Origin of the sequence: Photobacterium sp. SP02 (assembly GCF_038519165.1) — a bacterium.
Classification (GTDB): domain Bacteria; phylum Pseudomonadota; class Gammaproteobacteria; order Enterobacterales; family Vibrionaceae; genus Photobacterium; species Photobacterium halotolerans.
The window spans coordinates 136,171-150,558 of sequence record NZ_JASJOJ010000001.1 but is presented as its reverse complement, the minus strand read 5'-3'; the positions used below and the strand labels follow the sequence as shown (position 1 = coordinate 150,558).

Here is a 14,388-nt window from a genome sequence, read left to right as displayed (position 1 = left end):
AGGTCACAACCAGTGGAAAATTCTACTGCTAATGTTACGCAACGGTGATAATTATTAGTAATATACTGGATCACTCCTGTCATGCGGACTATTCACCAAAGAGAATCACTGGCAATGCAAGCCCTCGCCAACACAACGATAACCATAAACAGTGCTGATATCATGTATTCTTATCTTGCCCGGCAGCCCGTTTTAGATCGCGAAAAAACGACTATTGGCTACGAATTGCTCTTTCGCGACGGGCCCAAAAATTGTTTCCCGGATGTGCCGCCCGAAGAGGCAACAAATCGCTTGTTACTGGACAATTTCTTCTCTAACGGTTCAAACGATGTATGCAGTGGCAAACTCGCCTTTGTTAATTTTCCTGAAAAAAGCTTACTGAAAGGCACACCGCTTCTTTTTCCATCTCATACTTTTGTGATTGAAGTGCTGGAAAACTGTACCCCCTCAGACACACTGCTGGACTCGGTCAGGGACCTTCATCAGCGTGGCTACCAGATAGCACTGGACGATTTTAACCCGAGCGTAGAATGGAACCGGTTTCTGCCTTTCGTCCACATCATTAAGTTTGATTTACAGCTGACGCCCATTGATAAAGCGCGCTTCTTTATTCGCCGCCACAAAGATAAGCCAATCCAGTTTCTGGCTGAAAAAGTGGAAACCTACGCCGAATTCAAAGAAGCCAAAGCAGCGGGTTTTCATCTGTTTCAGGGGTATTTCTTCAGCAAACCCGAAATGATGCAGCAAAAAACCCTCAGCCCTTCGGCACTGACGACGCTGCGGCTCTACCAGCAGATCTGTCAGGATGTGGTGAACTTTGATGAGGCAGAAGAAATCATTGCGACCGACTTGTCCTTGTCGTACAAGTTATTACGCCATGTGAATGCCATCACTTCAAACCGTGCTGTGCCCATTTCCTCCTTCAAGCAGGCGCTGATTTATCTGGGGGAAGAAAGGCTTCGCCGCTTTATCAGTTTTGTGGCGACCTCACACGTTACCCGTGACAAGCCGCCATCACTCTACTGTCTGTCTTTGCAACGGGCCCATCTGTGCGAACTGCTGGCTGCCGATATTTCCCCGAAATTAAATGGCAACCGTGCTTTCCTGACGGGACTTTTCTCTATGCTGGATTCACTGCTTGATCAGCCGCTTGATGTGTTGATCCCTATGCTGCCGCTTGATATCAGCATTCAGGACGCCTTGATCCATCGTAAAGGTAAACTGGGGTATCTGTTGTCACTGGTGTGTGCTTATGATCATGCCGACTGGGATCAGGTGGATACCATGTGTTCTAAACTGGGCCTGGAGAGTGAACATGTTGCGAACCGCTACCTGGAATCTTTAGAATGGGTGACCAGCATAGAAGAACTGCAATAGATGATGACGAACACACAATTATGTCCTTGCGGCAGCCAGCAAGCTTTATCCAGTTGCTGCCAGCTTGTCCACCAGAATCCATCAATGGCCCGGCACCCTGAGCAGCTCATGCGCGCCCGATACAGCGCGCATGTTCTGGGACTGGTCAATTTTGTCGTTGCCACCTACCACCCCAGCTGCCAGGCAGAACAATACCGGGATGCGATCGCAGATTCGGTTGAGAGCGAATGGCTTGGCCTTGAGGTCATCAGCAGTCAGATCGCCAGCGATACCCAAGGCTATGTCGAATTCAAAGCCTTTTACCGTGACGATAACCAAGACTATTGCCTGCACGAAAAGTCACGTTTTTTACGTGAAATGGTCGGCAACAGCCCGCAATGGTTCTATATCGACGGTGAGTATCCGGAAGCGACTGAACCGCTGAAAGCGGGCCGAAATGACCCCTGCCCGTGCGGTAGCGGCAAAAAGTTTAAAAAATGCTGTCTGTGAGCCAATCACCGCGCGGCATACAGCAAGAAGAAATTTCCAAAATGTACTAATTAACTATTGCAAAACCGCCTTAGCTTGGTTAGTGTGAATAGCAAGTCCACAGTCAATAATGATTTAGACAGAGTACATAATTATGCGTATCCAAATGGTAAACCTACACCACCATCATCATCCTGATTAGTCTTTCAGGAGGATACGCCTCACTCTGGAAGACGACAAATCGCCTCTTCCAGCGGTCGCTACATATAAGCAGCATTCAGACCCCCGGAAGAGAAATCTTCCGGGGGTTTTTCGTTTTAGCACTGAATTTAAAAGATAAATCAAGCATATAGGGAATGTCATCATGCAAACACAACGACTACGTATTGCTATCCAGAAGAAAGGACGACTGAGCACTGAATGTAAAGATCTCCTGAAGCGCTGCGGTGTAAAATTCAATCTGATCGGTGAGCGCCTTGTGGTTCACTGCGAAAATATGCCCATCGACCTGCTGCTGGTTCGTGATGATGACATTCCCGGTCTGATCATGGATGGTGTCGTTGATTTGGGTTTCATTGGTGAAAATGAACTGGAAGAAGTCGGGCTTGAGCGTGCCGCGCGGGGTGAACCCAGCCACTACGAGATGCTGCGCCGCCTGGATTTCGGGGGCTGCCGTCTGTCTATTGCGATTGATAAAGACGAGGAATACCAAGGCCCGCAAGATCTGCAAGGCAAACGCATCGCCACTACCTATCCACAACTGGTGAAGCGCTACATGACAGAGCATGGTGTGACATTCAGCACCTGCATGCTCAATGGCTCTGTCGAAGTTGCACCGCGTGCCGGTCTGGCCGACGCCATCTGTGACCTGGTTTCCACCGGTGCGACTCTCGAAGCCAACGGCCTGAAAGAAGTCGAAGTGATCCTGCAGTCCAAAGCGGTACTGATCCAGCGCTCTGGTGATTTCAGCGCCGACAAACAAGCGCTGATCGAGCGCCTGTTAACCCGTATGCAAGGTGTGATTCAGGCCAAAGAGTCAAAATACATCATGCTGCACGCACCGACTGAATGCCTGGAACAAGTGACAGCCTTACTGCCTGGCGCGGAAGATCCTACCGTGCTGCCGCTGTCTCACGACAAGAGCCGGGTGGCCGTTCACCTTGTCAGCTCAGAAAACCTGTTCTGGGAAACCATGGAACAACTCAAAGCGCTGGGCGCCAGCTCAATTCTCGTTCTGCCAATTGAGAAAATGATGGAGTAAGCACCATGAAGACGGTTGTATGGCAATCTCTGAGTGAACAGCAGCGTGAATCGTTACTGCAACGTCCGGCCATCACAGCAGGCGAGAATGTGACGGCAATTGTCAAAGACATCATTACCGGTGTTCGCGAGCGTGGCGATGAGGCCTTGCTGGAGCTGGCAGAAAAATTCGATAAAGTCCGCCCGGAATCGATCAAAGTCAGCCAGCAAGAAATTCAGGCCGCCGCTGACAGACTGTCAGAGGATATGAAGCAGGCGCTGCAACAGGCTTATGCCAACATCGCCAAGTTCCATAAAGCACAAAAAACCAAGCCGCTGCAGGTTGAAACGCAACCCGGTGTTATCTGCGAGCAGGTTACCCGGCCCATTAATGCCGTGGGTTTGTACATTCCGGGCGGCAGCGCCCCCTTGCCGTCGACTGTATTGATGCTGGGCGTGCCGGCACAAATTGCCGGATGCCGGCGTGTGGTGCTTTGTTCGCCCCCGCCTATCGCCGATGAGATTCTGTATGTCGCCCAACTGTGCGGTATTACCGATATCTACAATGCAGGTGGTGCGCAGGCTGTCGCCGCCATGGCATACGGCACCGAATCTGTATCCAGAGTCGACAAAATTTTCGGCCCCGGTAATGCGTTTGTTACCGAGGCCAAACGTCAGGTCAGCAATGATTTTAATGGCGCCGCCATTGACATGCCTGCCGGCCCGTCTGAAGTCATGGTCATTGCCGACAGTGGCGCTGATCCGGATTTTATCGCTGCTGATTTACTCAGTCAGGCAGAGCACGGACCAGACTCACAGGTTGTACTGGTCACCCCTGAGCCAAGTATTGCCGACCGCGTCGCTGACGCCATCGCAAAACAGCTCAGCAGTTTGACCCGCGCCGATATTGCCCGCCAGGCACTCGGTTCGAGCCTGATGATCATTGCCGACAGCATCACTCAGTGCGTGTCTATCTCTAATCACTACGGACCTGAACACCTGATTGTTCAGACCCGCAACCCACGTGATTTAGTGCCCCTGCTTGATAACGCCGGCTCGATTTTCCTGGGGCACTGGTCACCGGAATCCGTGGGCGATTACGCCTCCGGTACCAACCACGTATTGCCGACTTATGGTTATACCAAAACCTATTCCAGCCTGGGTCTGGCCGACTTTACCAAGCGTATGACGGTACAGGAGCTCAGTGCCGATGGCCTGCTGGAACTGGCGCCGACGGTGGAAACCATGGCAACCGCAGAAGGTCTGGACGCACACCGCCGTGCCGTCAGCATCCGGGTAGAAAAAATCAAACAATCACGCTCATCGACGTTGAAAGAGGCTTAAGATGAACCCTGAATTACTGGCTCGTAAAACCGTTCGCGAACTCACGCCATACCAGTCTGCCCGCCGCCTTGGTGGCAGTGGTGACATCTGGCTGAATGCCAACGAGTCGCCGTTCGTCAATGAATACAAGATTCAGTGTGATCGCCTGAACCGCTATAGCTCCTGCCAGCCAGAAGCGTTGATTCAGGCCTATGCCGATTATGCGCGTGTCGATAAATCCCAGGTGCTGACTTCGCGCGGGGCTGATGAAGGCATCGAGTTGCTGGTCCGCACTTTCTGCGAGCCTAAGCAAGACAGTATTCTTTACTGCCCGCCGACTTACGGCATGTACAGCATCAGCGCCGAAACCTTTGATGTGGGCGTCAAGCAGGTACCGCTGACCACTGACTGGCAGCTGGATTTACCTTCGATTGCCGATAACCTGGACGGCGTCAAACTGGTGTTTGTCTGCAGCCCTAACAACCCGACCGGCAACCTTATTCGCCGTGATGACATTATTGCGCTGCTGAACATGACGCAAGACAAAGCCCTGGTGGTGATGGACGAAGCCTATATCGATTTCTGTCCGGAAGCTTCCACGGTTGATTTGCTGGCGCAGTTCCCGAATCTGGTGATCCTGCGTACCCTGTCCAAAGCCTTCGCCCTGGCTGGCCTGCGTTGTGGCTTCACACTGGCTAACTCAGTGGTGATTGATTTGCTGCTGAAAGTGATAGCGCCTTACCCGGTACCTATCCCTGTGGCGGATATTGCGGTTCAGGCACTGTCGCCTGCCGGTCTGGCCAGAACCAAATTTCAGGTGCTCGACCTGAGCGCCAACCGGGCTTACCTGCAAGCTGGGCTGGGTATGTTACCTGGTGTGACGGTATACGACGGCTATGGTAACTATCTGCTGGTACGTTTTCCTGACGGTGATGCCTTGTTCAAAGCCTTGTGGGATAACGGCATTATTCTGCGCCGCTCTCCGATCGAGAACTGTATCCGTATCAGTATTGGCAGCCGGGATGAGTGCGAGAAGACCCTGGCCTTCATCCGCACTCAGCTGGAAAAGATTTCGTAATTTGGAAGGATTCTATTGTGAGCAAGGAAAAAATTCTCTTTATTGATCGCGACGGCACTTTGATTGCTGAGCCGCCGGTAGACTTCCAGGTCGATCGGCTGGACAAACTTGAGCTGGAGCCCTTCGTCATCCCTGCCCTGCTAAAACTGCAGGATGCCGGCTATAAACTGGTCATGGTGACCAATCAGGACGGACTGGGCACAGACAGCTACCCGCAGGCTGACTTTGATGCCCCGCACAATATGATGATGGCCATTTTCGAGTCTCAGGGGGTTCGCTTTGATGAGGTGCTGATCTGCCCGCACTTTGAGCACGACAACTGCAGTTGCCGCAAGCCCAAGCTCGGCCTGGTCAAAGACTACCTGCAGCAGGGCCGTGTCGATTTTGCCACCTCTGCGGTTATCGGCGATCGTCATACCGATCTGCAGCTGGCCAGCAACATGGCTATCCGGGGTATCCAGTACCAGCGCGAAAACCTGGACTGGCAGCAGATTGTGGCCGATCTCACCACCCGTCCCCGCATTGCCGAAGTGGTCCGCAAGACCAAAGAAACCGACATCAGAGTGAAGGTCAATCTGGATCAGTCCGGTGGTAACGTGATTCAGACCGGTCTGGGCTTTTTCGATCACATGCTGGATCAGATTGCGACTCACGGCGGCTTCCAGCTCATCCTGACCGTCGATGGCGACCTGCACATTGATGATCACCACAGTGTGGAAGACACCGCACTGGCTCTGGGCCAGGCGCTGAAAGAAGCGCTGGGCGACAAACGCGGCATCGGCCGCTTTGGTTTCAGCCTGCCAATGGACGAATGCCTGGCTCAGTGTGCGCTGGACTTATCCGGCCGCCCCTATCTGAAATTTGATGCCAAGTTCAGCCGTGAAAATATCGGTGATCTGTCAACGGAAATGGTCCCGCACTTCTTCCGCTCCCTGACCGATACGCTGGCCTGCACGCTGCACCTTTCTTCCGATGGCAACAACGATCACCACATCGTTGAAAGCCTGTTTAAAGCCTTTGGCCGTACCTTGCGCCAGGCCATTAAAGTGGAAGGCAACGAGCTGCCGAGCAGTAAAGGGGTGCTGTAATGACTGATTCAACACAGAAAGTCGTCATCATTGATACAGGGTGCGCCAACGTTTCATCCGTGCGATTTGCCATTGAACGTTTGGGTTATCAGGTGACTGTCAGCCGGGATCCTGAGATTGTGCTGGCGGCAGATAAACTCTTCCTGCCCGGTGTAGGTACCGCCAGTGAGGCCATGAAAAATCTGGCTGAGCGCGATCTTATCACCCTGGTCAGCCAGGTCGACAAACCCTTGCTGGGTATCTGTCTGGGCATGCAGCTGCTGGGTGACTACTCGGAAGAGCAAGGCCAGAATGGCACAGAGCGCGTGCCCTGCCTGAAACTCTGTCCGGCACCGGTGCAGAAAATGCGCACCGGTGAGCTGCCCTTACCGCACATGGGATGGAATACCATCACTCCGGAACAGGGCCATCCCTTGTTTAACGGCATCCCTGCTGGCAGCTATTTCTATTTCGTCCACAGCTACGCCATGCCGGCGTTTAACACCGAGCAAGGCAGAACGATAGCCAGCTGTGAATACGGCCAGCCCTTTACTGCCGCAGTACAAAGCGGCAATTACTACGGTGTGCAGTTCCACCCTGAACGGTCCGGCAAAGCCGGTGCGCAACTGATTCAAAACTTTCTCGATATGTAGGACGACAAGGACTGGTTATGATTATTCCCGCACTCGATTTAATAGATGGTCAGGTCGTCCGCCTGTTTCAGGGCGATTACGGTCAGGTGACCGAGTATAAAGTGAACCCCGCAGAGCAGTTTGCGCTGTATCATCAGGCAGGGGCTGACTGGCTGCACCTGGTTGATCTGACCGGCGCGAAAGACACCTCGGCACGCCAGCTCGATTTAATCCGTACCCTGCTGGCCAGCACGCCTGCCAATATCCAGATTGGAGGCGGCGTTCGCAGCGAGCAAGATGTGGCTGATTTACTGGATGCCGGCGCACAGCGTGTTGTGATTGGGTCAACTGCGGTTAAACAACCGGAAGTCGTTAAGGCTTGGATGGAAAAATACGGCCCGGAGCGCATCGTACTGGCGCTGGACGTCAACATTGATGGTAACGGCCAGCGCAAAGTGGCCGTCTCCGGCTGGCAGGAAGATTCAGGCGTCACCATTGAAGCCCTGATTGAAGACTTCCTCACCGTGGGCCTCAAACATGTCCTGTGCACGGATATCTCCCGCGACGGCACGCTGGCTGGTTCTAATGTCGATCTGTACCGCGACTTATGTGCGCAATACCCGGACGTTCAGTTCCAGTCATCCGGCGGTATCGGATCACTGGACGACATTGCTGCGCTGAAAGGTACAGGCGTTGCCGGCGTGATTGTCGGCCGTGCCCTGCTGGACGGTAAATTTACCGCAGAGCAGGCATTTGCCTGCTGGAACGAGTGACAAGGAGCCTGACATGTTAGCAAAACGCATTATTCCCTGCCTGGATGTCCGTGACGGCCAGGTCGTTAAGGGCGTCCAGTTCCGAAATCACGAAATCATCGGTGACATAGTGCCGCTGGCAAAACGCTACGCGGAAGAAGGGGCCGATGAGTTAGTTTTCTACGATATCACAGCGTCCAGCGACGGCCGTGTCGTTGACAAAAGCTGGGTTGAACGTGTCGCTGAAGTCATTGACATTCCGTTCTGTGTCGCGGGCGGGATTAAATCAGCCGACGATGCCCAGCAAATACTGCAATTTGGCGCGGATAAAATTTCTATCAATTCGCCGGCATTAGCCAACCCTGCGCTGATCACTGAGCTGGCCGATAAATTCGGTGTGCAGTGTATTGTGGTGGGGATCGATTCTTACTTTGATGCCAAAACCGGCCAGTATCAGGTTTACCAGTTCACCGGTGATGAAAGCCGTACCCAGGTCACCCAGTGGCAAACCGCTGACTGGATTGAGGAAGTGCAGCGCCGCGGGGCGGGTGAAATCGTGCTGAACATGATGAACCAGGATGGTGTTCGCCAGGGTTATGATCTGACTCAGCTGAATCTGGTGCGCGACCTTTGCAAAGTGCCGCTTATTGCGTCCGGCGGCGCCGGTGAAATGGCGCATTTTGCCGATGCCTTTACTATCGCCAAAGTTGACGGCGCCCTCGCCGCTTCGGTTTTCCACAAGCAAATCATTAACATTGGCGAACTCAAGCAATACCTCAAACAACAACAGGTGGAGATCCGACTATGAGCCTGAGCAGTGAAATTAATTGGGACAAGGTCGACGGTCTGGTCCCCGCCGTGGTGCAAGACAGCCGCAGCGGCCAGGTACTGATGCTGGGCTACATGAATGATGAAGCCCTCAGCAAAACGCTGGATACCCGGCAGGTGACTTTCTGGTCACGCAGCAAACAACGTCTTTGGACCAAAGGCGAGACATCCGGCAATGTGCTGCAACTCAAACAGATTCAGCTCGACTGTGATCAAGACACCCTACTGGTCAGCGCCGAGCCTGTTGGCCCCACCTGCCATCTCGGTACGACCACCTGCTTCGACAAGGGCAGCACAGACAACGGAGACACAGCCACCGCCCCCGATCTGGTGTTTCTTCACCGACTGGAGCAAGTGCTGGCAGCCCGCAAAGGCGCCGATCCTGAGTCCTCTTACACCGCCAGCCTTTACGCTCGTGGCACCAAGCGGATTTCGCAGAAGGTGGGCGAAGAAGGCGTTGAAGTCGCGCTTGCGGCAACGGCGGGTGACAAAGAGGAGGTAATTTCCGAATCAGCCGACCTGATGTATCACCTGATAGTGTTGCTTCAGGATCAGGGTCTGAGCCTGTCTGATGTGATTGCCAAACTACAGGAAAGGCACAAAGGCTAAAGTCCGCGACAAGCCTCATTAAAAAAGGAAGCTTCAGCAGCTTCCTTTTTTATTTTGTTTTCATTAATTATTACGTTGGCTTTATCAGGCGCTTTTCGCCGCCTGACGAGCTTGATCCATCGCTTCTTTATAATGCTTCCGGCAAACCGATACGTATCTGTCATTACCACCGATTTCAACCTGATCGCCATCTGCAATGGCTTTACCTGACGCATCATGGCGAATCACCATGTTCGCTTTTCGGCCGCAATGACAAACGGTTTTCAGTTCGACCAGTTTATCGGCCCAGGCCAGCAGGTACTGACTGCCTTCAAACAGTTCACCACGAAAATCGGTACGCAAACCGTAGCAAAGCACAGGAATATCCAGTTTATCGACCACTTCAGTCAACTGGTGAACCTGAGCTTTCGTCAGGAACTGGCATTCATCCATTAACACGCAATCCACCCGTGACAAGCTGTTCATCTGAGACAGCTTATCCCACAGGTTATCTTCCGGGCTATAGAGTTCAGCCTCTTCAGACAGACCAATTCTGGAACTGACCTTACCCTGACCAAACCGGTTATCAATCGCTGCGGTAAAAATGACCGGCGACATACCGCGTTCACGATAATTGAACGACGACTGCAACAGCGTCGTCGACTTCCCGGCATTCATCGCCGAGTAATAAAAATACATTTGCGCCATCAGGCTTTCCGCATCACTCTGAATATCGCAAGATGCTACCGAAGAAGAATGCGAATTGGAAGTCTGGCTCCCAGCTTCATGCGCTGAGGCCACTTTACGGTGCTTTACTGTACGCAGAGATAAAAAAACCGGCTCAGTGCATACTAAGCCGGTCATTTTTACTGCAAGGGTATTGTTTAAGCTGCGATTACGCGCCTTTGAGCGGGCGTTTGGCAATCCAGCCGAGGCAGACACAAACCAGTAAGAAAGCGACCGTCGCTGCCACGAAAGACACCGCCAGAGACTCTGTCATCCCTAACACGGTAAAGCCTACCGCAGAGACGAGTGCAACGGACAATGCGTAAGGCAACTGGGTCGACACATGATCTATGTGATTACAGCGTGCTCCCGTTGAAGACAATATGGTGGTATCTGAAATAGGCGAGCAATGATCGCCAAAAACAGAACCAGCCAGTACTGCGCTGAGCATAGGCAGGATCAGGCTGATGTCAGTTGCCGCCGCCAGATCGCCGGCTATCGGCAGCATAATACCAAAGGTGCCCCAGGACGTACCGGTCGAGAACGCCATAATGCCGGCCAGCAGAAACAGAATCACAGGCAACCAGACAGGATTAATATTGCCCTGAACCAAAGTCGACAGGAATTTACCTGTTGCCATATCGCTGATTATGCTACCGATTGTCCAGGCGAAAAACAGAATAAGAATGGCACCGAACATGGATTTCGCACCAATCCATAAAGCATGCACAATGTGCTTTACCGGAATGGCTTGGCGTCCAACGGCAACCAGTGCCGATAATAACCCCAGCAGGCCGCCGTAACACAAAGAGGCCCCGACATCGGTAGACTCAAAGGCGCCGAGAATAGAAAACGGTTTACCATCCGCCTGCAAACTCTGATTACCGGTGAAGATCATGAAGAATAATGTGGCGGCTACCAGCACCAGAATAGGAATAATGAGATCGCCCACTTTGCCATTTTCACTTTCTTCTATTTCAAGTTCGTCATTCAAATCTTTGGCTTCGGCATGAATTTCATCATTGTCAAACCCGCGAGCATGACTGGCCTGAACTTCATGCTTCTTCATCAAACCAACATCTAATTGGAACCAGGCAACAACAAATACCATCAGCAGCGCGAACACAGCGTAAAAATTCATGGGTGCCAATTGCATGAAGGCACTTAACGCAGAATATTCAGTCACACCATGTGAAACCAGAATGCCACCCACCACTGTAATGATATATGCCCCCCAACTGGATGCAGGCATCAGTACACACATAGGTGCGGCAGTGGAGTCCAGAATATAAGCCAGTTTTGAGCGGGAAACATAAAAGCGGTCGGTAACAGGCCGGGAAATCGAACCAACCGCCAGGCTGTTGAAATAATCATCAACAAAAATAAACACGCCAAGAAAAGCCGCTAACAGTTTTGCACCGCGTTTACTTTTAATCTTAGTTTGCGCCCATTGTGCAAAGGCACGCGTACCGCCAGAGAGCGTCAGTAATGCTGTGGTCATGCCTAATAAAAGCAAGAAAGCAACAATACTCATATTCCAGGTATTGATGCTATCACCATCTATAAACAGCCCTTCAATTTTGTTTCTTAAATAAGAAACAGTATTGAACATGCTGAAATCAGTCAGCAAAAACGCACCGATCAAAATGCCAATACCCAGCGAGAGAAGTACTCGTCGAGTGAGAATAGCAAGGCTTAACGCCACAAGTGGCGGTAAAACGGAAATGGAAGATTGGGAAAAATCTACTAGGTTCATGATCTCTACTACAACCGATCGTGGTTGGAGATCTACTGTTAAACACGGTACCGATGTCAACCGTGATGGGAAGCGATATAGGAAAGAGACTGTTGCCCCTCCCGACCCCACAGTAGCGCTCCATAGTTAATTGTAAGTTACTATGGCAGTGTTGTCCCTTTCGGTGACAACCCCAGCAAGGTGATTTGACAGACCAGCCTTACTTCGGCATTAGCTCCTTTCACTGACGTTCCTCGGGGTCACCTCCCGCCAGTTACTGATAGATAATGCACCTCTACCCTTAGTCAAGGAATCGCGTATTCTACTTTTTGTTATCTGATTTGCAACTACAGAAAGCCAATATCTGCTACTTTGAGTTAATACTACTGCACTAATCTTCTGTATTTACTTACATTTACGCCCAAAATACACTGTAAATGAATATGAAATTATTAGCATTACCGCAAGTTAAAATATTCGTACATTCCCATTTTATTAACAAGCAAAAAAACGAATGGTGTCGCCTTTCATTGATCAAAGATAAAGTTCAAGTATAAAAAACCGCCTGATTAATAATGTAAATTAACATTTTTATTTGGCAGTTGGGTTTAAAAAGTATTACTATTGCAGATATAAAGTGATTCACTAATAATTAGTATAACGCCAACAGGAAATTTGAAATGTCTGATGCAATGAAAGCGCTATTAAACCTTCGTAGTCTTCGTGCACTTGCTCGCGAATATTCACTGGAGCAACTGAAAGAAGCCCTGGAAAAACTTCAGACCGTGGTTGATGAACGTGAAGAATCAGAAGCGGAAGAAATCGCGAAAGAAAAAGAGCGCGAAGAGAAACTGAAGCAATACCGAGATATGCTACTGGCTGATGGTATTGATCCTGAAGAACTGATGGCAAACATTGGTAAAGCAAAAACCAAGCGTGCTGCTCGCCCGCCTAAATACAAGTTCATCGATGAAAACGGTGAAGAGAAAACCTGGACAGGCCAAGGCCGTACACCAAGCGCTCTTAAAAAAGCACTGGATGAAGGTAAATCTCTGGACGACTTCAAACTGTGATCAAACAAGATTGATCAGAGCTGATCAAAAAGCCCGGCAGCAATGCCGGGCTTTTTATTATTCGCAATTAATAGTGCATGTCGTTTTTTTGTTCAGCTAAATCTGCAGCTATCGAATACTGTCTGCCAGCGTACTGACGGCTAACGCAAAATAATGCGATCGGTTCCATTTTAATAATGTCTGATAATTACCGTACACTAAGTAAGCTCTGCCATGATTATCATCTGGTTGCACCAGCCAAGCATTGAGCTCCACCTTAGGCAGCGCGGTGCCATTCAAACGGCGCACACCCAGTTGCTCCCACTCAGACAGCGTTTTCATCTTTTGGGATTCCACACCTTTCAGGTTGTCACTCAACCCCTCAGGAATACGCACCTGGCGTCCCCATGTGTATTTGTCATCCCAACCTGATTTACTCAGGTAATTGGCCGCAGAAGCAAACACATCATCTTCCGTTTTCCAGATATCGGCTTTACCGTCGTCATTTCCGTCAACAGCAAAGGTCAGGTATGAGGTCGGCATAAACTGAGGCTGCCCCATGGCACCGGCCCAGGAACCTTTCATATCTGCTGCAGTGATATGGCCTTGCTGTAAAATAGTTAAAGCCGCCATGACCTGCTCACGGAAGAAGGCTTCACGTCGACCTTCATAGGCGAGCGTCGTCAACGCTTCAATGACATTATACGAGCCGGTTAAGCGACCAAAATTACTTTCCACTCCCCACAATGCCACGATGAACCTGGGCTGAACACCATACAGACGCCCGATCCGCTCCAGTGCCGGTTTATGCTGCTGATAATACTTGTTCGCCTGTTCAATTTTCCACTGGGGAACGGCTTTGGGTAAATATTCATCCAGTGTTAATTTCTTTTCTGGCTGATTTTTATCAGCTTTAACAGCACGTTCTATGAATGTGACATCAGCGAAGGCAGATTCAAGAATCGAATCATCTATCCCCTTCTCACGTGCTTCTTGTTTTAGCCCGAAGACATAATTATCAAAACTTTCATCAGCCGTTACTATCGGTGATGCAAGGCCTAGTCCTAAGGACACAAAGACAGCTACCCATTGCTTACGCATATCCACCCTTTCATCGTCATGTATTATTTTCTGACTTTCTTGCTTTGTATTCGTCTAGAAGGTTAGTCACAGGTGGCGGAATTTGCAGGTAATACCCCTGGGTAGAGAGCAACTCCCGTACCTTATTGATATCCGCCAATGCTAACTTCCTCTCATTACTCAGTTTTAGCACCATTACAAACTGAGGTGTACCAAAAGTGCTCAATAAGGCTTCAGGTACATCTGAAAAATCATCTTTGGTCTTGATATATAAATAGGTGTTTTCTTTTTTAGAGCTTTTATAAATTGCACAAAACATGAGCTGACCTGCAGGTTACCAATCACCATTATCTGACCACAAAAAGCAGAAAACATTCCAACCCGAATCAGGATCGGGGCTCCTCTGCGTTCTGCGTTCACTATTGTGGCTATCATTTAAACTT

Annotated in this window: 15 protein-coding genes, 1 riboswitch and 1 other annotated feature; of the genes, 11 read left to right on the top strand and 4 right to left on the bottom strand. The window is 50.5% G+C overall.

Annotation, left to right across the window (positions count from 1 at the left end; translation table 11 throughout):
- Window positions 1-162: 162 nt before the first annotated feature.
- From P0Y67_RS00695 to hisIE, 10 genes are all read left to right on the top strand, one after another.
- Window positions 163-1,377 carry an EAL and HDOD domain-containing protein gene (locus tag P0Y67_RS00695; protein WP_342390304.1) on the top strand — a complete coding sequence of 405 codons (1,215 nt, stop codon included), beginning with the start codon at window positions 163-165 and terminating at the stop codon, window positions 1,375-1,377.
- On the top strand, window positions 1,378-1,866 hold the full coding sequence (locus tag P0Y67_RS00690) for a YchJ family protein (protein WP_342390303.1): 489 nt from the start codon (window positions 1,378-1,380) through the stop codon (window positions 1,864-1,866). It begins immediately after the preceding gene.
- A gap of 156 nt (window positions 1,867-2,022) precedes the next feature.
- Window positions 2,023-2,162: a sequence feature (His leader region), on the top strand.
- Between the two features lie 47 nt (window positions 2,163-2,209).
- Window positions 2,210-3,106, top strand: a complete 897-nt coding sequence (gene hisG, locus P0Y67_RS00685; protein ID WP_342390302.1) for an ATP phosphoribosyltransferase — start codon at window positions 2,210-2,212, stop codon at window positions 3,104-3,106.
- A gap of 5 nt (window positions 3,107-3,111) precedes the next feature.
- Window positions 3,112-4,428 carry a histidinol dehydrogenase gene (gene hisD / locus P0Y67_RS00680; protein ID WP_342390301.1) on the top strand — a complete coding sequence of 439 codons (1,317 nt, stop codon included), beginning with the start codon at window positions 3,112-3,114 and terminating at the stop codon, window positions 4,426-4,428.
- Window position 4,429: 1 nt separating this feature from the next.
- Complete coding sequence (gene hisC, locus P0Y67_RS00675; protein WP_342390300.1) at window positions 4,430-5,485, top strand: histidinol-phosphate transaminase; 1,056 nt, start codon at window positions 4,430-4,432, stop codon at window positions 5,483-5,485.
- A 17-nt stretch (window positions 5,486-5,502) separates the two neighbouring features.
- Window positions 5,503-6,573, top strand: coding sequence for a bifunctional histidinol-phosphatase/imidazoleglycerol-phosphate dehydratase HisB (gene hisB, locus P0Y67_RS00670; protein WP_446728781.1), 1,071 nt, complete (start codon window positions 5,503-5,505; stop codon window positions 6,571-6,573).
- Window positions 6,573-7,205, top strand: coding sequence for an imidazole glycerol phosphate synthase subunit HisH (gene hisH, locus P0Y67_RS00665; RefSeq protein WP_342390299.1), 633 nt, complete (start codon window positions 6,573-6,575; stop codon window positions 7,203-7,205). The genes hisB and hisH overlap by 1 nt, the downstream gene beginning before the upstream one ends.
- 17 nt (window positions 7,206-7,222) lie before the next feature.
- On the top strand, window positions 7,223-7,957 hold the full coding sequence (gene hisA / locus P0Y67_RS00660; protein WP_342390298.1) for a 1-(5-phosphoribosyl)-5-[(5-phosphoribosylamino)methylideneamino]imidazole-4-carboxamide isomerase: 735 nt from the start codon (window positions 7,223-7,225) through the stop codon (window positions 7,955-7,957).
- Between the two features lie 13 nt (window positions 7,958-7,970).
- On the top strand, window positions 7,971-8,744 hold the full coding sequence (hisF, locus tag P0Y67_RS00655) for an imidazole glycerol phosphate synthase subunit HisF (RefSeq protein WP_027253468.1): 774 nt from the start codon (window positions 7,971-7,973) through the stop codon (window positions 8,742-8,744).
- The gene (hisIE, locus tag P0Y67_RS00650) at window positions 8,741-9,373 is read left to right on the top strand and encodes a bifunctional phosphoribosyl-AMP cyclohydrolase/phosphoribosyl-ATP diphosphatase HisIE (protein WP_342390297.1); all 633 of its coding nucleotides are present in this window, start codon (window positions 8,741-8,743) and stop codon (window positions 9,371-9,373) included. The genes hisF and hisIE overlap by 4 nt, the downstream gene beginning before the upstream one ends.
- Window positions 9,374-9,457: 84 nt before the next feature.
- Here hisIE and P0Y67_RS00645 read toward each other — a convergent pair whose 3' ends face one another.
- The gene (locus tag P0Y67_RS00645; RefSeq protein WP_342390296.1) at window positions 9,458-10,060 is read right to left on the bottom strand and encodes a thymidine kinase; all 603 of its coding nucleotides are present in this window, start codon (window positions 10,058-10,060) and stop codon (window positions 9,458-9,460) included.
- 187 nt (window positions 10,061-10,247) lie between these two features.
- Window positions 10,248-11,834 (bottom strand): Na+/H+ antiporter NhaC family protein, encoded by a 1,587-nt coding sequence (locus P0Y67_RS00640; protein WP_342390295.1) that lies wholly within the window; start codon window positions 11,832-11,834, stop codon window positions 10,248-10,250.
- A gap of 105 nt (window positions 11,835-11,939) precedes the next feature.
- A riboswitch (Lysine riboswitch) is annotated at window positions 11,940-12,119 on the bottom strand.
- A 374-nt stretch (window positions 12,120-12,493) separates the two neighbouring features.
- On the opposite strand from P0Y67_RS00640, the gene P0Y67_RS00635 reads away from it, so the two are divergent.
- Complete coding sequence (locus P0Y67_RS00635; protein WP_027253473.1) at window positions 12,494-12,886, top strand: H-NS family histone-like protein; 393 nt, start codon at window positions 12,494-12,496, stop codon at window positions 12,884-12,886.
- A gap of 108 nt (window positions 12,887-12,994) precedes the next feature.
- Here P0Y67_RS00635 and P0Y67_RS00630 read toward each other — a convergent pair whose 3' ends face one another.
- Together P0Y67_RS00630 and P0Y67_RS00625 are read right to left on the bottom strand one after the other, a co-directional pair.
- Entirely contained in the window at window positions 12,995-13,966 is a 972-nt protein-coding gene (locus tag P0Y67_RS00630) for a lytic murein transglycosylase (protein ID WP_342390294.1), read from the bottom strand.
- A gap of 16 nt (window positions 13,967-13,982) precedes the next feature.
- Window positions 13,983-14,264, bottom strand: a complete 282-nt coding sequence (locus P0Y67_RS00625) for a YcgL domain-containing protein (RefSeq protein ID WP_342390293.1) — start codon at window positions 14,262-14,264, stop codon at window positions 13,983-13,985.
- Window positions 14,265-14,388 lie beyond the last annotated feature (124 nt).

Excerpts from the sequence above, each read along its gene's own strand:
- P0Y67_RS00645 (WP_342390296.1), bottom strand. The coding sequence starts at position 10,060 with ATGGCGCAAATGTATTTTTATTACTCGGCGATGAATGCCGGGAAGTCG.
- hisC (WP_342390300.1), top strand. The coding sequence starts at position 4,430 with ATGAACCCTGAATTACTGGCTCGTAAAACCGTTCGCGAACTCACGCCA.
- P0Y67_RS00640 (WP_342390295.1), bottom strand. The coding sequence starts at position 11,834 with ATGAACCTAGTAGATTTTTCCCAATCTTCCATTTCCGTTTTACCGCCA.
- P0Y67_RS00630 (WP_342390294.1), bottom strand. The coding sequence starts at position 13,966 with ATGCGTAAGCAATGGGTAGCTGTCTTTGTGTCCTTAGGACTAGGCCTT.
- P0Y67_RS00690 (WP_342390303.1), top strand. The coding sequence starts at position 1,378 with ATGATGACGAACACACAATTATGTCCTTGCGGCAGCCAGCAAGCTTTA.
- hisF (WP_027253468.1), top strand. The coding sequence starts at position 7,971 with ATGTTAGCAAAACGCATTATTCCCTGCCTGGATGTCCGTGACGGCCAG.
- P0Y67_RS00635 (WP_027253473.1), top strand. The coding sequence starts at position 12,494 with ATGTCTGATGCAATGAAAGCGCTATTAAACCTTCGTAGTCTTCGTGCA.
- hisH (WP_342390299.1), top strand. The coding sequence starts at position 6,573 with ATGACTGATTCAACACAGAAAGTCGTCATCATTGATACAGGGTGCGCC.
- hisD (WP_342390301.1), top strand. The coding sequence starts at position 3,112 with ATGAAGACGGTTGTATGGCAATCTCTGAGTGAACAGCAGCGTGAATCG.
- hisG (WP_342390302.1), top strand. The coding sequence starts at position 2,210 with ATGCAAACACAACGACTACGTATTGCTATCCAGAAGAAAGGACGACTG.
- hisA (WP_342390298.1), top strand. The coding sequence starts at position 7,223 with ATGATTATTCCCGCACTCGATTTAATAGATGGTCAGGTCGTCCGCCTG.
- hisIE (WP_342390297.1), top strand. The coding sequence starts at position 8,741 with ATGAGCCTGAGCAGTGAAATTAATTGGGACAAGGTCGACGGTCTGGTC.
- P0Y67_RS00695 (WP_342390304.1), top strand. The coding sequence starts at position 163 with ATGTATTCTTATCTTGCCCGGCAGCCCGTTTTAGATCGCGAAAAAACG.
- P0Y67_RS00625 (WP_342390293.1), bottom strand. The coding sequence starts at position 14,264 with ATGTTTTGTGCAATTTATAAAAGCTCTAAAAAAGAAAACACCTATTTA.